Source organism: Pseudooceanicola sp. HF7 (assembly GCF_011806405.1).
In the GTDB taxonomy this organism is placed as follows: domain Bacteria; phylum Pseudomonadota; class Alphaproteobacteria; order Rhodobacterales; family Rhodobacteraceae; genus Pseudooceanicola.
Genome location: NZ_JAATOW010000013.1, coordinates 44316 through 63131 on the forward strand (window position 1 = coordinate 44316; position 18816 = coordinate 63131).

Sequence of the window (18816 nt, forward strand, 5' to 3'; positions counted from 1 at the left end):
TCTGGTCCTGTTCACTGCCCTGGGGGAGCTTGTCCCACACTAAGAATCCGTAAACAAGCGCTGCCCGGAGTCACGGCCTTGGGCGCGGGGCCTTACATGACGTAGCCGATGTTGTTGGCGACGACGATCCGGATGGCCATGATGGCCAGCAGGGCCACGAGCGGCGCCAGGTCGATCCCGCCCATGGGCGGCAGGATGCGGCGGATCGGGGCATAGATCGGCTCAAGGATGCGGTTCAGCCCGTACCAGATCTGCGCCACGAATTGCTGGCGGACATTCAGAACCTGGAAGGAGATCAGCCAGGACATGATCACATGGGCGATGATGAAGAACCAAACGACGTTCAGGACCAGTCCAAGGATCATCAGCAGGGATTGCATTGGGCATTTCTCCGTTTTGCGAGCCGACAACAGGTAAGCAGCCATGGCGAAAAGCACAAGTTCCGACGCAGGGTTCTGGTTGACGGAGTTTGCGCTGCGACGCAGCAAGTGCGCGAAGGAGACGCCCGATGTACCCCTATTTCCGCCTCGCGACAGAATTCCTGCGGTTTCGCAAGGCTCCGAAGCTGACGATCACGGACACCCATGTCACCACCCTGCGCATCCTGCCGGGGGATATCGACCCCTGGAAAGAGCTGAACAACGGCCGCACCCTGACGCTTTATGACCTGGGCCGCCTGCCCTTCGGCGCGCGCACCGGCTTTGGCCGCGTGCTGAAGGCACGGAACTGGGGCCTGACCGTTGCGGGCAGCGTGATGCGCTATCGCAAGCGCCTGACGCTGTTCAAGCAGGTGGAGCTGCGCACGCGCCTGGTGGGGACGGATGCACGCTTCATCTACATAGAGCAGAGCATGTGGCTGCCCGATGGCACCTGCGCCAACGCCGGGGTGATCCGCAGCGCGGTGATCGCCAATCGCAAGATGGTACCCATGGAGCAGGTTGTGGCGGCGCTCGACTCCCCGGAACTCCCGGAGCTGCCCGAATGGGCCGCTCAGCTCTTTGCCGCCGAAAGCTCCCGGCCCTGGCCGCCCGAGCGCGGCTGACACCCAAGGGGCCCTGAAACCACAGCGCCGCAACGATAGGGACGCAGGGTCAACAACCCCTTGCCCCCCTGGGTCGATCCCGGTCATATCCCCACAAACGACTTGGCGGGCGATAGGGCGGTAGGATCATGCGCAAACGCATCTGGGGTTGGTTCTTCTTCGACTGGGCCAGCCAGCCCTACAACACCCTGCTCATCACCTTCATCTTCGCGCCTTACGTGAAAGAGCTGATCGGCGACGGCGCCCAGGCCCAGACGGCCTGGGGCTTCGGCATCGGCGCGGCGGGGATCATCATCGCCCTACTGGCCCCGGTCCTTGGCGCGATCTCTGATGTGTCTGGCAACCGGATGCGCTGGATCTGGGTGTTTTCCCTGCTCTACGTCGCGGGGGCCTGGATGCTCTGGTACGCTGCGCCGGGCAGCTTTAACCTGCCCCTGACGCTGCTTTTCTTCGCCATCGGCATGATCGGGATGGAGTTCGCGACGATCTTCACCAATTCCATGCTGCCCGACCTGGGCACCAAGGAAGAGATCGGGCGCATTTCCGGCAATGGCTGGGCCTTCGGCTACCTGGGCGGGCTGGTTTCCCTGGTCATCATGCTGACCCTGCTGGCAGAGAACGCAGAGACCGGAAAGACGCTGATCGGCATTTCCCCGATCCTGGGCCTTGATCCGGAAACCCGCGAAGGCACCCGCGCGGTGGGGCCGCTGACCGCGCTCTGGTACGCGGTCTTCATGGTGCCCTTCTTCCTGTTCGTGAAGGATCCAAAGCCCCACAAAGCCAGGAAGGGCGCGGTCAAGGATGCGCTAAGCCACCTTGGCGGCACCATCCGCGACCTTCCCCGAACGCCCTCCCTCTTTGCCTATCTCGGCTCTTCCATGCTTTACCGCGATGCGCTGAATGGCTTGTATTTCTTTGGCGGGATCTATGCCTCCGGCGTGCTGGGCTGGTCGGTGACGCATATCGGGATCTTCGGCATCATCGCCATCGTCTCCGGCGCGATCTTTGCGGTCATCGGCGGCCGCGCGGACCAGCACTTCGGCCCCAAGCCGGTGATCCGCGCCTGCATCCTGATCCTGGCCGCCGTGGCACTGGTGACGATCACTATCTCGCCCACCTCGCTGCTGTTCATCCCCCTGCCCGAAGGCTCTGTCCTGCCTGATATCACCTTCTTCCTGATCGGGGCAGTGATCGGGGCCGCCGGCGGGGTGATCCAGTCCGCCAGCCGCACGATGATGGTGCGCCAGGCCATCCCCGGCCACATGACAGAGGCCTTCGGGCTTTATGCGCTAGCAGGCAAGGCCACCTCCTTCATCGCGCCCATCCTCATCGGGATCACCACGGCCATAAGCCATTCTCAGCAGATCGGGATCATCCCGCTGGTTTTCCTTTTCCTCATCGGCTGGGCCCTGCTACGTTGGGTGAAACCGGAAGGAGACACCCACCCCTAATGCGCTTGCACCTTGTCCTGCCGATGCTTCTGGCCCTTCTCGCCACCCTTGCGGGCTGCGGTCCAGACAAAGCCGATACGCCCACCCGGGCCATCATTCCCCCGGATATGCAGAACAAGGAGGCCCGGCAGTTGTTCGGGGCCATGTCCTTTGCCTCTGCCCAAAGCCCAAGCTCCTATGGCTCCTACTCGCGCGGCTGCGTCGCCGGGGCAGAGCAGCTGGCCGAATCCGGCCCGACTTGGCAGGCCATGCGCCTGTCGCGCAACCGGAACTGGGGCACGCCGGAGCTGATCGACTACCTTGAGGATCTGTCCGGTAAGGCCGCGAAGATTCCCGGCTGGAAGGGCATCTACATCGGCGACATGTCCCAGCCCCGCGGTGGGCCCATGACCTCTGGCCATGCCTCGCACCAGATCGGCCTGGATGCGGATATCTGGCTGCGCCCGGCCACCGACCTGTCGCTCAGCCGCTCGGCCCGAGAGAACATCTCTTCCATCTCCATGCGCCGCAATGCCGGGGCCTTCGTCAATGACAACTGGACCCCGCAACACATGGAACTGGTCAAGGCCGCGGCCAGCGATCCCCGCGTCGCGCGGATCTTCCTGTTCCCCGGCGCCAAGGTGCAGATGTGCAAGGAAGCGACCGGCGATCGCTCCTGGCTGCGCAAGGTCCGGCCATGGTACGGGCATCATTACCATTTCCACGTCCGCCTGGCCTGCCCGCGCGGCATGTCCGGCTGCGTGAACCAGGATCCGCCACCGCCGGGTGACGGCTGCGCCGAGGCCCAGCAATGGGTGAACAACATCCTCAACCCGCCGCCCCCGGACCCCAATGCGCCCGCGCCGAAACCGCGCCGCCAGTTGAAAATGGCTGACCTGCCCGCTCAATGCCTCTCCGTCCTGCAGTCGCGCTGATCGCGCTGCTGGCCCTGGCACAGACAGCCGGGGCCGACACGGCCCTGGTGCGTCTGACCTCTCCGGACGGGTCCGTTGGCGGCCTGTCCGGGATAGAGGTGCTTGACCACGGCCGCCGCTTCATTGCGCTCAGCGACCGGGGCTTCATGCTGGAAGGCGAGATGCTGCGCGAAGACGGCAAGCTCAGCGGGATCGAGGTTACCTCCAAGAAGCGCCTGCCCCGCGCAGACGGCCAGGGCGCCGAAGCAGTCACGGTGGATTCCGAAGGTATCGCCATCACCCCGCAGGGTGAGATCCTGATCTCGACCGAGCAGACCAACCAGATATGGTGGCTCAACCCGGATCTGAGCCCACTGAGTGTGGTCTCACCCCCGGATGCTGGGCGCTTGCCCCACAACGGCGCCTATGAAGCGCTGGCCGTCGCGCCGAACGGCGATGTCTATACCGTTGGCGAAGGCGTCCTTGCCGATGGCAGTGCGCCCCACCTCTGGCGCTATGATGGCAAGGACTGGCAGGCGCTTCTACGCATTCCACGGGAAGATCGCTACATGCCCGTGGGCGCGGATTTCGGCCCGGACGGACAGCTCTACATACTGCAACGGGCGGTCGGATTGGGCCTGCGCGCCCGCATCCTGCGCCTTGATACCGAAGATCCCGCCACGCCGCCACAGGTCATCTGGGAAAGCGACCGGCACCCCGGCACGAACTTCGAGGGCCTGTCGATCTGGACCACAGAGGCGGGCCAGCTCATGGTCACGCTGGTTTCGGACAACAACTTCTGGCCCTTGTTCCAGACAGTCTTCCTTGAGAAACCCCTTGCTCCACTGGGCGGGAGCAGCTAAACGCCGCCAATTCCCCGAACGGGGACAAGTCTCCGCTACCTTGTCTAAAAAACGGCTAGAAAAATGCAACGTACCCATATCCCTGGCATTCTTGCCATGGCTGCCATCGTGGTGGCCTCCAACGTCCTTGTGCAGTTCCTCGTTCTTGACGGGCTGCTGACCTGGGGCGCTTTCACTTACCCCTTCGCCTTCCTGGTGACCGATGTCATGAACCGTCTTTACGGCGCATCCGTCGCGCGGAAGGTGATCTTCGTCGGCTTCATCACCGGGATCATCTGCTCTCTCATCGGGACGCAGGTGATGTTGCAGGGCGACGGCTACACCTATGCCGCCGTGGCGCTGCGCGTCGCCGTCGGATCTGCCCTGGCCTTCCTTGTCGCGCAACTTGTTGATGTCGCTGTCTTTGACCGCCTGCGCGACGGATCCTGGTGGCGCGCGCCGCTGATTTCCTCTGTCGTGGGTTCCCTTCTGGACACCGCGATCTTCTTCACCATCGGCTTCGCCCAGTTCATCACCTTCTTCGGCGCGAACGCCGATGCAGAGATCTCCTGGGGATGGAGCACGGCGCCCTTCCTCAACATCGGGCCTGACGTGCCGCTCTGGACCTCTCTGGCTGTGGCGGACTGGATGGTGAAGATGACCCTGGCGCTGATCGCGCTGCTGCCTTTTCGGGCGATCGTGGCGGCGCGGGTTCGGCGGGTTGCATGAAGTTCTTTGAGATTTAACTTTCTCGTGCGACTCTGACGTCATCGGAAACAGTCAGAAAGGAGGTGCTCTAGTGTCTATTGAGGTATTGGAGAAAGGTTTCGGGACAATTCGAAGGGAGCTTGGCTGAGGCAGCCCTTGGCCGGCAAGCTGACGAGTTGGTTTGTACCTAACCGAACCACCTCCTGATCTCGAGAAGGGCCGTCCTGTTTCCGGGGCGGCCCTTTCCATTTGCGCGGGTAGGGACTCGGGCAAGGGATTGATATCCCGAGGGAAGTTTCCCCCGAAAGACCCGAGGGGAAGGCCCTGCGCCAGATGCGGCGGGGGGCTGGGACAGGCGATTCCAGGACATGCGAAGGGGTGACCGATGGCGCGTCAGGGTGGCGGCGGGGCCATGAATTTGCGCGGCGGATGCACGGGGCTTCCAGCTGCGTTCGGGGGGAACCGGGCGGGTCAGGCCTGCGCATCGACGGACCCGCGGCGGGCAGCGCGCGCTGCATTAAGATCCGCGGGTTAACGGGGCGCACGCAACGTCGGTATCGCGTCGGTATTACGTCGGTATCGCGTCGGTGCCATGTCGGTATCTGCGAAAATTAACCGGATAACGGCAAAGGGTTAAGCCCGGCCCGAACTCTGTTAAGGTTTGCGCCAAAGGTTAACGGAACGCCCCGGCGGGGTGGCAGAAGGGGCTGCGGGATGCTGCGGATCAACGACAAGATCACGATCGAGGAATGGGAGCTGATGGAGCAATTCGTCCGCGCCTCCGGTCCCGGCGGGCAGAACGTGAACAAGGTGTCGTCCGCGGTTGAGCTGCGCTTCGAGGCGGAGCGATCCCCCAACCTGCCCGACGCGGTCAAGCGGCGGCTGCGCCGGATCGCCGGGCGGCGCTGGACCAAGGAGGGCGCGGTGGTGATCCAGGTCCAGGAGGAACGCAGCCAGGCGCGCAACCGCGAGATCGCGCGGGAGCGGTTGGCGGAGTTGATCGCCAAGGCACTTGTGGTGCCGAAACGGCGGGTGCCGACGAAGGTCTCGGCCAACCAGAAGCGCAAGCGGGTGGAGGCGAAGAAGCAGCGCGCCGAGGTGAAGGAGAAGCGGGGGTGGGAGCGGTAGGGAGCCGGTTTCGCGGTGGGTAGGGTGCGTGATTTCACGCACCGTGGCGCGGGTGGATGCCGGGCGGTGCGTGTGAACACGCACCCTACGGGGAGAGGCAGCCCAAGAGGCGGCGGATGCGACGAAGGTCTCAGTCAACCAGAAGCGTAAGCGGGCAGAGGTGAAGAAGCAGCGCGCCGTGGTGAAAGAGAAGCAGGGGTAGGAGTGGTAGGGAGCCGATTTCGCGGTGGGTAGGGTGCGTGATTTCACGCACCGTGGCGCGGCTGGATTTCGGACGGTGCGTGTGAACACACACCCTACGGGAAGAGGCAGCCTACGGAGCGGCGGATCGCGACGAAGGTGTCCGCAAACCAGAAACGAAGAGAAATCCGCAGGTAACCGTAGGGTAGAGTGCGGCAATTGACACAACTTGGCCGCCACTCAAATCGCCACGCTGCAGCTCTTAGTTCAGAGCATTGCGAAACTAACCACCCCCACAGCCACAAAGGCCAAAATTATGCTACGAAAACTTCGCATTGATACAACCTAGAAACCCTGCAACACTAACGCGCAAATGGGCGAGGCATGATATGGCAACACAGAACGAAACGAATGTCTTCGATACTGAGCTGTTCTTTATGTCCTACCGAAATTTGTTTCCAGAGGACGTACCAACCGGCAGAGCAGTTTTCGAAAAGCTTGCGGAGGAACATGCCGCAAAGCCGTTTCCCACGCTAGAGTACCAAGCCCGGAAAGTTTATATTGCTGAGCTTGTTCTGAGTGGAGACTGGGTTGATATTCTCTTCCACCTGACTGACCCTGAGATCCGAGACCGCGACTATTCAAACCTCGATGACGGAACACTCAGAACAGCTGAGAGGATGGATGGAGAAGAACCTGCCTTCTCCTCCCATGTATCAATCTGCATAGCTACACAGTTTGATACCACCAGAACATACCCTTGCATCATCCAAGAAACCGAGAGCCTTTCTCGAACCCTCATTTCTATTTCCTTAAACACTTACATAAAGCCACTATTTTACGAGGAGAACAGGGCCCGCCCTGACAAAGGCGACACCAAAACTTTTCGCGTCACCGCCAAACTTCAAGCTCCCATCGATGAAACCCTTTCAGGCATGATTGACAACGGGGGAAGAATCGAAGCAGTAAAATTTGTAGAGCAAAGCCTCGCCCAGGTTGTGAACGGAGATGAGACATATCCGACTCAAGAGCAGAGGAGCGTTCTAATAAAAACGGATGAAAAGCCCACACTTGATCGCGCCAAAGACTTCATAACCTCTTTCTATAGCGGCTTCGACCGAAGCGGAATAAAGTCACTTAAAGTAATAGTTTACGACCCCGAAAATGATACGAACAAAACCATACCGGTCAACCTGAATGATGATAACATCCTGCAGAACGCATTCATAAAAAAAATTAAGCTCACCGGGTTTGATACGCCATTGAAGGACTGCGACGCGACGATACGTGAAGACATTCTGACGAAAATGAAGGGGGTAAGGCCCAATGCCGCTCCTTGAAAAGTCGATTTTCTTGAGGACGCTGAACTTTCTCAGAATACAGCACCCACATAGAGCACAATACTGCTACATATACCCAGCGACAATAACCGCCTTCGTGCTGGCCGCTTCAATCTATTCAAATTGGGGACACCCAAGCCCCAGTTTGACAGAAAGGATGCAACCCATCCTCTCTAGCGTCTTAATACTCTTCCCATTCTTTCTGGCCAGCCTCGCCGCGGTATCAACCTTTCAAGGCCCCAAAGGATTCGACTCCGAATTTAAGATGAGGACGCCAGTTGTGCTTAGCGTTACATATCGCGGTGGCTTAAGGCAAATACCTGTGAGCTATAGATACTTCCTTTGCCTTCTACTCGGCTATTGCGCAAGCATTTCTCTATTCATCTTTGTTGCGCTCTCACTAGAGTCGGCAATACCGCTTTCCAGAATCATTAAGAGCAGTGACATTCTGGATCTATTGATGGTCGCATTCTCTGCAATTAATTGCTTCCTGTTCTTCCAAATCCTTATCCTAACGATGGTCGCAATATACTATCTATCAGATCTGATTCACCGATTGGACAAGAGAGAATAGCCTTCTAAACCACAACCTCCATCCGCTCCTGCTCCCCAACCCCGAACACCCTCTTGTACCGGGCGATCTCGTCCGCCGGCCCCATGGCCTTCTCGGGGTTATCCGAGAGCTTGACGGTGGGCCGGCCATTGGCGCTTTGGGCCTTGCAGACAAGGGAAAACGGGGCGAGGGCGTCGCCCGGCACCAAGCCTCGGAAATCGTTGGTCAGCAGCGTGCCCCAGCCGAAGCTGACCTTCACGCGGCCGGTGAAACGGGCGTAGAGCTCCTCGATCTTGGCGACGTCCAGGCCGTCGGAGAAGATCACCAGCTTCTCGCGCGGGTCCTCGCCCCGGGATTTCCACCAGTTGATGGCGGTTTCGGCGCCGGTGGCGGGATCGCCGCTGTCGATGCGGATGCCGGTCCAGCCCGCCAGCCAATCGGGCGCATTGGCCAGGAAGCCCTCTGTCCCGTAGGTGTCGGGCAGGATGATGCGCAGGTTGCCCGAGTGCTCCTCGTGCCAGTCGGCAAGGACGTCGTAGGGGGCGCGGGCGAGCGCGGCATCATCGGGGGCGAGCGCGGAATAGACCATGGGCAGCTCATGGGCGTTGGTGCCCACGGCCTCCAGGTCGTCGCGCATGGCGATGAGGCAGTTGGAGGTGCCGGTGAACTTGGGGCCCAGCCCTTCGATCATGGCCTGCACGCACCAGTCCTGCCAGAGGAAGGAATGGCGGCGGCGGGTGCCGAAATCGGCGATCTTGAGCTCTGGCAGCTCGCGCAGGCGTTCGATCTTTTCCCAGAGCTTGGTCATGGCGCGGGCATAGAGGATCTGCAGTTCGAACTTGCCCAGGGTGTCGAGAACGGCGCGGCCGCGCAGCTCCATCAGGATGGACAGCGCGGGGATTTCCCAGAGCATGACCTCTGGCCAGGAGCCTTCGAAGGTCAGCTCATACTGGTCGCCGCGCCGTTCCAGGTGGTAGGGCGGCAGGCGCAGGTTCTCAAACCACTCCATGAAGTCGGGGCGGAACATCTGGCGCTTGCCGTAGAAGGTGTTGCCGCGCATCCAGGTGCTCTCTCCCCGGCGGAGGGAGAGGGAGCGGACGTGGTCGAGTTGCTCGCGCAGCTCGCCTTCGTCGATCATCTTCGCCAGCGGGATCTGCGTGGAGCGGTTGATGAGGGAAAAGGTGACCTGCGTGTCGGCGCGGTTGCGGAAGACCGACTGGCACATCAGCAGCTTGTAGAAATCCGTGTCGATAAGGGAGCGGACGATCGGGTCGATCTTCCACTTGTGGTTATGGACGCGGGTGGCGATGTCGACCATGGGCGGCTCCTTGCTTCTTGCGGATAAAGCAGGCGGGGCGGGCAGAATGCAAGTCCTGGTGGCGCGCGGGCGCGGTTATGCGCAATCTAAAGCGGAGTTATTGGAATTGGAGAATCGCCTTGATTGTCCTATCCTGCGCGCATTGATCCCCAGTTTCATTCCACGCGGTGTTTTCTGCACCCGATCCATTCAGACGGAAATCATTCAGGGAGGAGCACAGATGGCGCATGCACCCAACCACGACAAGGCGGGCCCGCCTAGCTGGTGGCTGCCCCTGCTTATCTCTCTTCTGGGGCTTCTCAGCATCCTGTTCGGCGCCCTGGTCCAGACCACACCGCAGCTTCAGCGCGTGCTGATCTATTCCGGCGCGGCGCTCTGGCTGACGGCCGCCGGGGGCGCGGCCACGGGCAAGTACGGCCCCTTTTCGGTGACCGGCGCGGTTGGCGTGCTGGCCCTGCTGTTCTTTCTCAACCCTGATGAGGTCAAGACGCCGCAGAGAGAGCTCAAGGTCTCTCACGAGGCGCTGTTCGAGAAGCTGAGCAACCTGGAGGCCCGGTCGAAAACGCGCATGCTCTACATGAAGATGGCCCGCCCCGATAACGAGGCCTACTTCCTGCTCGATGATGACTCCCTTGCCTCTGACACGATCCGGCTGCGCACCGTGCTAGCCGATGGCAAGGAGCGGTCCCTGCGCCTGTGTGTCTCTGCCCTGCAGGCCGCCATGGCAGAGCAGGAGGCGCGCAACACCATGCTTTCCGTCAACTACATCGACCTCTCCGACAGCGCCGCGCTGATGTACGCCAACCAGCCGCTGACCCATCCGCAGAGCTGCCCCACCCTGCAGACCGCCGATCAGGCAGAGGGCCCCTGGTGGTCCCGCCTGGCCGTGCTGGAACAACTGGTCGCCACGGCCCATGCCCAGGCCGGCTTTGCCACGCAGCGCGTGCCCTGCTCGCCCCAGGATGCGGGCTCTGCGCAGCTGTTCGAGGATCTTGGCTCTGACAACGGCGGCTTGCGGTTCGAGGCCGCGGGACGGTTCGCGGCGGGCTGCGATGCGGCCTCTCTGAGGGACCTCATGGATCATGGCGCCACCGTCGGGGCCGAGGGCAACTACGGCGGCGCGGTCCTGGATATCATGGAGACCATGGTGCAGATGGGCGTGCCCGCCCAGGAGCTGACGCAATCCCTGGACGACGCCGCCTACGACTACTTCGGCGCTCTTTACCAGGCGGGCGACGACACGCTGGCCCGGGGCACGGCCGCCGCGCTGACCGAGCTCAAGGATCCCAGGGCCGCAAGCGCCCTGCTGGAGGCCGCGCAGGCGCAGGGCGTCCCGGAGAGCGCGCTGAGGGAAACCGCCCGCGCCGTCGCGGCAGGTTTCTTTGCTGCGGATCCCGAAACGCAGGTCGCCCTGACCGACCAGATCCAGGCCCCCGAAACGCCTGAAAACCTGCGCGCCGCGCTCGGCCACCTGACCGCCAAGGCGGAGGACACCACCGGCGACGGCGTCAGTACGGGTGGGGGGCTGACCGACCCGGGCGCGGGGGCCGACACGGCCTGGATTCCCGCCTGGTCGAGCGACCCGGCCCTTCAGGCGGCGCAGGCCGGCGACATCGTCACGCTTCAGTCCCAGACCCTGCTGGAAGAACAGCCGACCTTCTTTTCTGCCGAGGAAGGCTGGGTTCAGGCGCCGGTGGTGGGGGTGGTGCCGCAGGGCGGCGCGATCACCATCCTGGAAAGCGTGGAATCCACTCCGGGCTTCAACTGGCTGCGGATCGAGCGATAGCTGGCATCCGGGTCCAAGGGGCGCGCGCAGGATGGGCGGCGGGCTTTCTTTCAGGGACGAACACGGGGACGCCAGGCGCCGGGGGGCTTCAGCCCCCCACGGGCGCGGGTGGCTCGATGCCACCCAAGGCCGTTCGCCCGCCGTCTTTCCAGCCTAAACGTTCTGGCCCGCAAAGAGCGGGCCGGGGGGTGACCCGGATCAGGCGGCGAAGGTGATGCCGGCCTCTGCCATCTCTTCAAGCGCTGCGGGCAGGGAGCCATCCATGTCGATTCCACGGCAGAGATCCGTGCGCACCGTGACCTCGAACCCAAGCTGCACGGCATCCACGGCGCTGTAATTGACGCAGAAATCCGTGGCGAGCCCGACGAAGGTCAGCTTTTGCAGGCCGCGCGTGCGCAGGTAGCCCTCTAGCCCGGTGGGCGTGATCTTGTCGTTCTCGAAAAAGGCGGAATAGCTGTCGACCTTGGGATTGAAGCCCTTGCGGATGATCAGGTCGGCGCGGTCCACGGCCAGGTCGGGGTGGAAATTGGCCCCGTCCGAGCCCTGGATGCAATGGTCCGGCCAAAGCACCTGCGGGCCGTAGGGCATCTGGGTCAGCGTCATGGGCGCGGCATCCGGGTGGGACGAGGCGAAAGAGGAATGGCCCGCCGGGTGCCAATCCTGGGTCAGGATCACCGCCCCGTATTCGGTCATCAGCTGGTTGATGCCGGGAACGATGTCATCGCCCTTTGGCACGGCAAGGGCGCCTCCGGGGCAGAAATCCTTCTGGACGTCGATGACGATGAGCGCTTCGGACATGGCTGTCCCCCCTGCTGGTCGGTGCTGCGTTGCGCGGACCTTGGCGGAGCAGCCCGGGACGGTCAATCGCGGAGCGCCGCTGCGCGCCCCCTTGGCCGGTCCCGGCGCGCCGGCTGCCGAAAAGCGGGCAGCTGTCGATCTGGCCGGTGGCAGACGGGCGAAATGCGGCTAGGTTCCACCGCGAAGGAAGTAAGCCACAGGAGACGAACCATGGTCATGAAGGTCGCCGCCCTCAGCGGGTCCCTGCGTGCCGGGTCGATGACGACCCAGATGCGAAACACCCTGCCGGAACTGGCGCCCGAGGGGATGGCGATCGAGATGGTCGAGATCCACGACCTGCCGCTGTTCAACGAGGATCTGCGCGAGGATGGGAAGGCCCCCGCCCCCGTGACCCGTCTGTGCGAGGCGCTGGCCGGGGCCGACGGGATCGTGCTGTGCTCGCCCGAGTACAACCGCTCGGTTCCGGGGGTGCTGAAGAACGCGACCGACTGGGCCAGCACGGACCAGAGCGCGCCGCTGAAGGCCAAGCCGATGGTCGTCCTGACGCAAAGCGTGGGCACGCGCGGTGGCAACATGTCCCATTATGCCTGGCGGCAGATCCTGTCGGCGATCGGGGCGGACGTGGTGGTGGGGCCCGATGTCTCCATCGGGCCGATGGCGGACAAGCTGGAAGACGGCCGCCTGGTGGAAGAGGAAGCCCGCAGCCTGATCGCCCGCCAGCTGGAGCTTCTGGCAGGCAAGATCGCGGCGGCGGCGGACTGACCGTCACGGGGCCGGGGGGCTGCGGGCCTCCTGCGCCCGCGCGCCGCAGCATCCCGGCCTTGCCTGACAGGGGTTTTGGGCTTAGATCGCCGGCCATGTTCACCGTTTGCGCGCTTTATCATTTCACCCGTTTCGAGGATCCTGCCGCCCTGCAGGGGCCGCTTCAGGCGCTCTGCGAGCGCGAGGGGATCTGCGGCTCCCTTCTGCTGGCACGGGAAGGGATCAACGGCACCATCGCCGGCCCGAAGGCCGGGATCGAGGCCGTGCTGGCCCATATCCGGTCCCTGCCCGGCTGCGCGGACCTGGAATGGAAACTCTCGAGCGCCGCGGAACGGCCCTTTATCCGGATGAAGGTGCGGCTGAAGAAAGAGATCGTGACCATGGGCCAGCCGGACGTGGATCCGCTGGCCAAGGTCGGTCACTACGTCACGCCCGAGGATTGGAACGACCTGATCCGCAGCCCCGACGTGGCCGTGATCGACACGCGCAACGATTACGAGGTGGCCATCGGCACCTTCGAGGGCGCCGTGGATCCGCAGACCGCCAGCTTCCGCGATTTCCCCGCCTGGTGGGAAGAGAACAAGGACCGCTTCCACAACAAGCGCATCGCCATGTTCTGCACCGGCGGTATCCGCTGCGAGAAATCCACGAACTACCTGATGAGCCAAGGAGTCGAAGAGGTCTACCACCTGAAGGGCGGCATCCTGAAATACCTGGAAGAGGTCCCGGCCGAGTACAGCTCCTGGCAGGGGGAGTGCTTTGTCTTCGATCGCCGCGTCTCCGTCGGGCATGGGCTGGTCGAGGGGCCGCATGAGCTCTGCCATGCCTGCCGCCGCCCGATCCTGCCCGAAGACCGCGCGCGCCCCGAGTACGAGGAAGGCGTCTCCTGCCATCATTGCGTGGAAGAGACCTCTGACGCGGACAAGGCCCGATTCCGGGAGCGGCAGAAGCAGATCGCCCTGGCGAAGGCGCGGGGCGAGCGCCACCTGGCCGATTTCGAGGACTGAGCAAGGGGGTGCGCCCTGGGGGCGCCCCTGCGCGGGTCAGAAGTAACTTCGCACCAGGGAGCTGGTGACCAGCGCCCAGCCATCCGCCACCACGAAGAAGGCCAGCTTGAACGGCAGCGACACGATCGCCGGCGGGACCATCATCATGCCCATGGACATCAGCACGGCGGCGACCACCAGGTCTATGATCAGGAAAGGCAGGTAAAGCAGGAAGCCGATCTGGAAGGCGCGCGCGATCTCCGACAGCATGAAGCTGGGCACCAGCACGGAGAGCGGCGCTTCGGGCCCGGTGGGGATGTCGTTGGAATCCGGGCGCAGGGCGGCCATGGCCTCGAATGTTTCGGGGTCCATGCGGGCGGCCATGAAGACCCGGAAGGGCTCGAGCGCCAGAGGGATCGCCTGATCCGCCTCGATCTGTTCATCGACGAAGGGCTGGATGCCCTGGGACCAGGCCTGCTGAAAGACCGGCTCCATTATGAAATAGGTCAGGAACATCGCCAGGCTGACGATCAGCATGTTGGGCGGGGATTGTTGCAGGCCAAGCGCCTGGCGCAGGATCGACAGGACCGTGACCATGAAGGGGAAACAGGTGATCGTGATCAGGATGCCCGGCGCCAGGCTGAGCACGGTGATCAGCAGGATCAGCTGGATGCCCCGCGCAGAGAGGGATCCGTCATCGCCGATATTGACCGAGACCTCCTGCGCCAGAAGCGGCGCCGGCAAGAGCAACACCAGCGCGAGCAGAAGCACCAGCCCCGCCGGCAAGGCGCGCCGCGTCCCCGTGACCCTGTGTTTTAGGGCCGGCTTCTGCCTGGCCAATGAAACCATGGTCAGAGCTCTCCGCTAAGGTCGCAGACCTCTGTCAGGCGCACGGCAAGCTGTCCGGCCTGCTCGCCCTCCATCTCTTCCAGCTCTCCGCGGGCGATCAGGCGATCGCCGACGTAAAGCTCTACCGGGTCTTCCACGCGACGGTCGAGCGGCAGCACCGAATCCCGGGTCAGCTTCAGAAGGTCGCGGATCAGCGGACGGGCCTTGCCGACAGAGATCGTGATCTCGATCGGGACGACGGTGAAGGGATTGCTGCGCCCGGCGGGTTCGCTCGACTGTTCATCCATTCTGAACTTTCCTTTCTTGTTCGGTGAAGAACCCCTCTACCGCCTGGCGGATTCCGTCGGTCACCGCGGCAAGGTCGATCTCTGTCTCTTCCTCTCCGAACCGCAGGAAGACCTGGCCTTCGGACAGCGTGTCATCGGCGGTGACCGACAGCGGGAAGCCGAAATCCTCTTCCAGCAGCGCTTCGATCACCGGCACGTGGTCCTGGACCACCACGATTTCCACGCGTTGCGCGGCCTTGCGGGTCGCCAGCTCTTCCAGCTGGTCCTTGACCCGCAGCGCCAGGGTTTCGCGGGCCAGTTCGGGCACCACCGTGTCGATCACGTCGTTCAGCAGCGGTCGGATCGCGGCCAGCACATGGGAGTGCGCCTCGTGGTAGGTGAAGGAGAGGTCCTGGAGGTTGCGGGCGAAATCGCTGGTGATATGCCCCTGTTCCTCCTTCATGGCCTTGGCGGCATCGTCCCAACCGGCCTTGTAGCCGTTCTCGAAGGCCTCAAGGCGGATCGTCTCAAGCTCTTCCTCGGACATGGCGGGGGTGGCGGCGGGCGCGCGGCGGGGCGCGCCGAAGTCCTCCAGGATCATGGCGATCTGTTTCACGCGTGCTCCTCCGGAGTGTCTTCAAGCCAGGAGCGCAGGATCTCGAGCGTCTCTTCCTTGCGTTCCTCGATCACGCCCTGGAGCTTGGCGACGGGATCGTCGCTGTCCATGCTGCCGCCCCCGTCGAAATCGGTGATCATCGGGAAGCCGCCGTCGGAATCGCCGCCGAAGCCGGAGCCCATGCCGATATCGGGCAGGGCAAAGGCATCGTCCTCTTCGATCTCGCCATCCAGCGCGGCATCGCCCCCCTCAAGCAGGGGCACATCGGCAGTGGCACTGCGGCCGGCCAGCACCGGGCGGACCACGAAGAGGCCCAGCACCAGCGCCACCAGGGCCAGCACCGCCATCTGGATGATCGACATCACGTTCAGGCCAAGCCCGGCGATCAGACCGGTTTCGGAACTGGTCCCAAGAGGCTCAAGCGGTTCGAATTCCATGGATTTTATGGTGATCCGGTCCCCCCGCTCCGCATCGAAGCCGACGGCCGATTCGACCAGCTCCCGCAGCGCGGCCAGCTCTTCTTCCGAGCGGGTTTCGAGCGCCTCCTGCCCCTCGGCGGTGGTTTCCAACCCGTTGACCAGAACGGCCACGGTCAGGCGACGAATCCCCCCGGCGGCGCGCGTGACCTCTCGATTGACCTCGGAGACCTCGTAGTTCACCCGCTCGCGGGTTTCGCTGTTCTGGGCGGAGGAGGTGCCGTTGCCCTCTGCCTCTCCGTCGGGGAGGTTCGAGGCCACGGTCACATCGCCGCCGTTCTGGTTGCGCGAGCTGTTGCTGGCCTCTTCGGTATCGGTGCTGACCGCCACGCGGCCCTCCGGATCGAAGCGGCGTTCCCGGATCGATTCGCTTTCCGTGACCGTGTCGACGCTGACCTCCACCACCGCGTTGCCGAAGCCCACGCGGGCCTCCAGCAGGCGCTGGACCTTTTCCTTGAGCTCCTGGGCGCGGTCCTGGGCGGTGCCGGCGCCCTCGTCCTCCGGTGCGCCGATCAGTTCGCCCGAATCATCGATCACCGCGACATCATCGGGGTTCAGCCCGGCCACGGCAGAGGCCACGAGGTAGCGCAGCGCCTTGGCCTGCGCCGGAGAGACCTCTCCGCTGGCGGTGAGGGCGATGGAGGCGGTGGGCCGCAGGTCGCGCTGGAAGGGCGAGGCCCCCTGGTGGGCGATATGCACCCGCGCGACGGAGATCTGCGGAGAGGCGGCAATGGTGCGCGCCAGCTCCCCTTCCTTGGCGCGCCAGTAGGCGGCATCGAACATCTGGCTGGTGGTGCCGAAGCCCGACAGCGAATCGAGCAGCTCATAGCCCTGGCTGGAGTTTCTGGGCAGCCCCTCGCTGGCCAGGGTCATGCGCAGCGCATCGCGTGCGCCGCCCTCCACGTAGATGGACCCGCCGCGCACCTCATAGGCCACGCCGCGCTGTTCCAGCGCGCGCACGATCTCACCGGCCTGGCCGTTTTCCAGCCCCGAATAGAGCAGGGACAAGGATGGCTGTGACGCCATGCGTGCCAGGCCAAGCACGGCCGCGAACATGGCAACCGCAGCCAGGATAACCGTGATCCGGCGTCGTGGTTCCAGGTTGGTCCACAGGGTCAAAAACTGTTGCAAACCGTCTCTCCCGTCAGGCCGGCTTCTGCCAGCGACTGTCCCCTTAATTCACCGAACGGGCTTAATAATCGGTTAGTCCATGACCGCTAAAAATGGCCCCATCGACAGAAAATGGTTGGGTCATGTCCGAAGAGCTCGAAGCAGATGAGGAAGCGCCGAAGAAGAAATCCAAGCTGCCCCTGATCCTCGCCCTGGTTGTGGCGCTGGCAGGCGGCGGCGGGGCCTTCTTCGCGATTTATTCCGGGATGATCCTGGGCGGCGACCCGGCAGAGCATGCCGAGGGCGAAGGCAGCGAGGCGCACGAGGAATTCGTGCCCCCCGACGTGGCCTACGTGGCGCTTGAGGGCATGACGATTTCCTTCGGCCCGCCCTCTCAGAACAAGCACCTGCGGTTCATGGCGAACCTGGAGGTGCCGGCCGGACAGGAAGGCAACGTGGAGGCCATCAAGCCTCGCGTGATGGACGTTTTGAACAATTACCTCCGCGCCCTGCGGATGGAGGATTTCGAGGATCCCGGCGCCCTGGTGCGGATTCGCGCGCAGATGCTGCGCCGCATCCAGGTCATCACCGGCCCGCAGGCCGTTCTGGACCTGCTGATCGTCGAATTCGTCGTGAGTTGAAGGGAGAATCTCATGGAACTCATCGCTGATGGATTGCTTGTCGCCGGCGCACTTGGCGCGGTTTTCTACTGTTTCGTGCTGGCCCGGCGGCTGGCGCGGTTCAACGACCTGGAAAACGGGGTGGGCGGCGCGGTTGCCGTGCTGTCCGGCCAGGTAAACGACCTGACGAAGACGCTGAAGCGGGCCCAGGCCACGGCCAGCGAATCAAGCGCCTCTCTGGAAAGCCTGACGGAGCGGGCGGAGGGCGTGGCCAAGCGGCTGGAGCTGCTTGTCGCCTCCATGCACGACCTTCCCGATCCGCAGCACCCCCCCGCGCCGGAGCAAGAGGCTCAGCCCGTCTTCACCCGCCGCACCGGCACGAAATAGGGGCAGATCATGGCCAAGCAGCCACGTGAAGAACGCAAACCCCGGGCAAAGCCGGGAGCGAAACCCGGGGCAAAACCCAACAGGCGCAGGGGCCTGCGCGCCCGGCGTCGCGGCAGCCTGCCGCTGATCGCCGGCTTGCTGCTGACCTCTGCCGTGCTGCGCATCGGACTGCATGGGTCAGAGGTGATGGCGCTCGATTCCGGGCAGGACTCCATGGAAGGCAAAACGGAGATGGCGCCGGCAGAGGCCGCGACCTGTGAACCCGATCCCGATGTCGCCGCCATGCTGGAGGCCTTCGATGCCAGAGAGGCCCGGCTGGCCCAGAGAGAGGCCCAGATCCGCGACCGGATGAACGCCCTGGCCATCGCCGACGAGGAAATCGAGAAGAAGCTCGCCCAGCTCTCAGAGGCCGAAGAGGCGCTGCGCCAGACCCTGGCATTGGCCGACAGCGCCGCAGAGAACGACATCAACCGCCTGGTCGCGGTCTATGAGAACATGAAACCCAAGGATGCCGCCGCCTTGTTCGAACAGATGGATCCGGAGTTTTCCGCCGGTTTCCTGGGCCGGATGCAACCCGCCGCCGCCGCGGCGGTCATGGCCGGCCTGTCGCCCGACCGCGCCTATACGGTCAGCGTGATCCTGGCGGGCCGAAATTCATCTGTTCCAAAGAATTGACCGCTAGCGTGAGCCCGGGGGAACAGCAGT

20 protein-coding genes are annotated in these 18816 nt (G+C 63.5%); 13 read left to right on the top strand and 7 right to left on the bottom strand.

Annotation, left to right across the window (positions count from 1 at the left end; all coding sequences use genetic code 11):
• Nucleotides 1–92: 92 nt before the first annotated feature.
• Nucleotides 93–380 (bottom strand): YggT family protein, encoded by a 288-nt coding sequence (locus HCZ97_RS09665; RefSeq protein WP_167688502.1) that lies wholly within the window; start codon nucleotides 378–380, stop codon nucleotides 93–95.
• 128 nt (nucleotides 381–508) lie between these two features.
• Here HCZ97_RS09665 and HCZ97_RS09670 point away from each other — a divergent pair, with 128 nt between their 5' ends.
• From HCZ97_RS09670 to HCZ97_RS09700, 7 genes are all read left to right on the top strand, one after another.
• Complete coding sequence (locus HCZ97_RS09670) at nucleotides 509–1042, top strand: acyl-CoA thioesterase (RefSeq protein ID WP_167688503.1); 534 nt, start codon at nucleotides 509–511, stop codon at nucleotides 1040–1042.
• 128 nt (nucleotides 1043–1170) lie between these two features.
• Nucleotides 1171–2493: an MFS transporter gene (locus tag HCZ97_RS09675; RefSeq protein WP_167688504.1), complete on the top strand. Its 1323-nt coding sequence runs from the start codon at nucleotides 1171–1173 to the stop codon at nucleotides 2491–2493.
• Nucleotides 2493–3407, top strand: coding sequence for a penicillin-insensitive murein endopeptidase (gene mepA, locus HCZ97_RS09680; protein WP_167688505.1), 915 nt, complete (start codon nucleotides 2493–2495; stop codon nucleotides 3405–3407). Before HCZ97_RS09675 ends, mepA begins: the two co-directional genes overlap by 1 nt.
• Nucleotides 3380–4249, top strand: coding sequence for an esterase-like activity of phytase family protein (locus HCZ97_RS09685; RefSeq protein WP_167688506.1), 870 nt, complete (start codon nucleotides 3380–3382; stop codon nucleotides 4247–4249). The genes mepA and HCZ97_RS09685 overlap by 28 nt, the downstream gene beginning before the upstream one ends.
• A 63-nt stretch (nucleotides 4250–4312) precedes the next feature.
• Entirely contained in the window at nucleotides 4313–4957 is a 645-nt protein-coding gene (locus HCZ97_RS09690) for a queuosine precursor transporter (protein ID WP_167688507.1), read from the top strand.
• 693 nt (nucleotides 4958–5650) lie between these two features.
• A complete protein-coding gene (arfB, locus tag HCZ97_RS09695; protein WP_167688508.1) occupies nucleotides 5651–6064 on the top strand; it encodes an alternative ribosome rescue aminoacyl-tRNA hydrolase ArfB in 414 nt (137 codons plus the stop codon).
• A 569-nt stretch (nucleotides 6065–6633) separates the two neighbouring features.
• Nucleotides 6634–7584 carry a hypothetical protein gene (locus HCZ97_RS09700; protein WP_167688509.1) on the top strand — a complete coding sequence of 317 codons (951 nt, stop codon included), beginning with the start codon at nucleotides 6634–6636 and terminating at the stop codon, nucleotides 7582–7584.
• Nucleotides 7585–8162: 578 nt separating this feature from the next.
• Here the strand turns inward: HCZ97_RS09700 and pncB are convergent.
• Nucleotides 8163–9455, bottom strand: coding sequence for a nicotinate phosphoribosyltransferase (gene pncB / locus HCZ97_RS09705; RefSeq protein WP_167688510.1), 1293 nt, complete (start codon nucleotides 9453–9455; stop codon nucleotides 8163–8165).
• Nucleotides 9456–9675: 220 nt separating this feature from the next.
• Here pncB and HCZ97_RS09710 point away from each other — a divergent pair, with 220 nt between their 5' ends.
• Nucleotides 9676–11241: a hypothetical protein gene (locus tag HCZ97_RS09710; RefSeq protein ID WP_167688511.1), complete on the top strand. Its 1566-nt coding sequence runs from the start codon at nucleotides 9676–9678 to the stop codon at nucleotides 11239–11241.
• A 198-nt stretch (nucleotides 11242–11439) separates the two neighbouring features.
• Here HCZ97_RS09710 and pncA read toward each other — a convergent pair whose 3' ends face one another.
• Nucleotides 11440–12039 (bottom strand): bifunctional nicotinamidase/pyrazinamidase, encoded by a 600-nt coding sequence (gene pncA / locus HCZ97_RS09715; RefSeq protein WP_167688512.1) that lies wholly within the window; start codon nucleotides 12037–12039, stop codon nucleotides 11440–11442.
• A gap of 210 nt (nucleotides 12040–12249) precedes the next feature.
• On the opposite strand from pncA, the gene HCZ97_RS09720 reads away from it, so the two are divergent.
• Entirely contained in the window at nucleotides 12250–12801 is a 552-nt protein-coding gene (locus HCZ97_RS09720; RefSeq protein ID WP_167688513.1) for an NADPH-dependent FMN reductase, read from the top strand.
• A gap of 95 nt (nucleotides 12802–12896) precedes the next feature.
• Nucleotides 12897–13808: a rhodanese-related sulfurtransferase gene (locus HCZ97_RS09725; RefSeq protein ID WP_167688514.1), complete on the top strand. Its 912-nt coding sequence runs from the start codon at nucleotides 12897–12899 to the stop codon at nucleotides 13806–13808.
• Nucleotides 13809–13844: 36 nt separating this feature from the next.
• Here the strand turns inward: HCZ97_RS09725 and fliP are convergent, their stop codons facing one another.
• From fliP to fliF, 4 genes are all read right to left on the bottom strand, one after another.
• Complete coding sequence (fliP, locus tag HCZ97_RS09730) at nucleotides 13845–14558, bottom strand: flagellar type III secretion system pore protein FliP (protein WP_368484347.1); 714 nt, start codon at nucleotides 14556–14558, stop codon at nucleotides 13845–13847.
• An 80-nt stretch (nucleotides 14559–14638) separates the two neighbouring features.
• On the bottom strand, nucleotides 14639–14923 hold the full coding sequence (locus tag HCZ97_RS09735; protein ID WP_167688516.1) for a FliM/FliN family flagellar motor switch protein: 285 nt from the start codon (nucleotides 14921–14923) through the stop codon (nucleotides 14639–14641).
• On the bottom strand, nucleotides 14916–15518 hold the full coding sequence (locus tag HCZ97_RS09740) for an ABC transporter ATP-binding protein (RefSeq protein ID WP_368484348.1): 603 nt from the start codon (nucleotides 15516–15518) through the stop codon (nucleotides 14916–14918). The genes HCZ97_RS09735 and HCZ97_RS09740 overlap by 8 nt, the downstream gene beginning before the upstream one ends.
• The gene (fliF, locus tag HCZ97_RS09745) at nucleotides 15515–17125 is read right to left on the bottom strand and encodes a flagellar basal-body MS-ring/collar protein FliF (protein ID WP_167688517.1); all 1611 of its coding nucleotides are present in this window, start codon (nucleotides 17123–17125) and stop codon (nucleotides 15515–15517) included. The genes HCZ97_RS09740 and fliF overlap by 4 nt, the downstream gene beginning before the upstream one ends.
• A 122-nt stretch (nucleotides 17126–17247) precedes the next feature.
• Here fliF and fliL point away from each other — a divergent pair, with 122 nt between their 5' ends.
• Genes fliL through HCZ97_RS09760 form a run of 3 tightly spaced genes read left to right on the top strand, consistent with a single transcriptional unit; the run spans nucleotide 17248 to nucleotide 18786 of the window.
• Nucleotides 17248–17745 carry a flagellar basal body-associated protein FliL gene (gene fliL / locus HCZ97_RS09750; protein ID WP_167688562.1) on the top strand — a complete coding sequence of 166 codons (498 nt, stop codon included), beginning with the start codon at nucleotides 17248–17250 and terminating at the stop codon, nucleotides 17743–17745.
• A 12-nt stretch (nucleotides 17746–17757) separates the two neighbouring features.
• Nucleotides 17758–18111 (top strand): hypothetical protein, encoded by a 354-nt coding sequence (locus tag HCZ97_RS09755; RefSeq protein WP_167688518.1) that lies wholly within the window; start codon nucleotides 17758–17760, stop codon nucleotides 18109–18111.
• A gap of 9 nt (nucleotides 18112–18120) precedes the next feature.
• Nucleotides 18121–18786 (top strand): MotE family protein, encoded by a 666-nt coding sequence (locus HCZ97_RS09760; protein ID WP_175581690.1) that lies wholly within the window; start codon nucleotides 18121–18123, stop codon nucleotides 18784–18786.
• Nucleotides 18787–18816 lie beyond the last annotated feature (30 nt).

What these genes read in the sequence shown, in the direction of transcription:
- HCZ97_RS09665 (WP_167688502.1), bottom strand. Translation starts at nt 380, where the DNA reads ATGCAATCCCTGCTGATGATCCTTGGACTGGTCCTGAACGTCGTTTGG.
- HCZ97_RS09670 (WP_167688503.1), top strand. Translation starts at nt 509, where the DNA reads ATGTACCCCTATTTCCGCCTCGCGACAGAATTCCTGCGGTTTCGCAAG.
- HCZ97_RS09675 (WP_167688504.1), top strand. Translation starts at nt 1,171, where the DNA reads ATGCGCAAACGCATCTGGGGTTGGTTCTTCTTCGACTGGGCCAGCCAG.
- mepA (WP_167688505.1), top strand. Translation starts at nt 2,493, where the DNA reads ATGCGCTTGCACCTTGTCCTGCCGATGCTTCTGGCCCTTCTCGCCACC.
- HCZ97_RS09685 (WP_167688506.1), top strand. Translation starts at nt 3,380, where the DNA reads ATGCCTCTCCGTCCTGCAGTCGCGCTGATCGCGCTGCTGGCCCTGGCA.
- HCZ97_RS09690 (WP_167688507.1), top strand. Translation starts at nt 4,313, where the DNA reads ATGCAACGTACCCATATCCCTGGCATTCTTGCCATGGCTGCCATCGTG.
- arfB (WP_167688508.1), top strand. Translation starts at nt 5,651, where the DNA reads ATGCTGCGGATCAACGACAAGATCACGATCGAGGAATGGGAGCTGATG.
- HCZ97_RS09700 (WP_167688509.1), top strand. Translation starts at nt 6,634, where the DNA reads ATGGCAACACAGAACGAAACGAATGTCTTCGATACTGAGCTGTTCTTT.
- pncB (WP_167688510.1), bottom strand. Translation starts at nt 9,455, where the DNA reads ATGGTCGACATCGCCACCCGCGTCCATAACCACAAGTGGAAGATCGAC.
- HCZ97_RS09710 (WP_167688511.1), top strand. Translation starts at nt 9,676, where the DNA reads ATGGCGCATGCACCCAACCACGACAAGGCGGGCCCGCCTAGCTGGTGG.
- pncA (WP_167688512.1), bottom strand. Translation starts at nt 12,039, where the DNA reads ATGTCCGAAGCGCTCATCGTCATCGACGTCCAGAAGGATTTCTGCCCC.
- HCZ97_RS09720 (WP_167688513.1), top strand. Translation starts at nt 12,250, where the DNA reads ATGGTCATGAAGGTCGCCGCCCTCAGCGGGTCCCTGCGTGCCGGGTCG.
- HCZ97_RS09725 (WP_167688514.1), top strand. Translation starts at nt 12,897, where the DNA reads ATGTTCACCGTTTGCGCGCTTTATCATTTCACCCGTTTCGAGGATCCT.
- HCZ97_RS09735 (WP_167688516.1), bottom strand. Translation starts at nt 14,923, where the DNA reads ATGGATGAACAGTCGAGCGAACCCGCCGGGCGCAGCAATCCCTTCACC.
- fliL (WP_167688562.1), top strand. Translation starts at nt 17,248, where the DNA reads ATGTCCGAAGAGCTCGAAGCAGATGAGGAAGCGCCGAAGAAGAAATCC.
- HCZ97_RS09755 (WP_167688518.1), top strand. Translation starts at nt 17,758, where the DNA reads ATGGAACTCATCGCTGATGGATTGCTTGTCGCCGGCGCACTTGGCGCG.
- HCZ97_RS09760 (WP_175581690.1), top strand. Translation starts at nt 18,121, where the DNA reads ATGGCCAAGCAGCCACGTGAAGAACGCAAACCCCGGGCAAAGCCGGGA.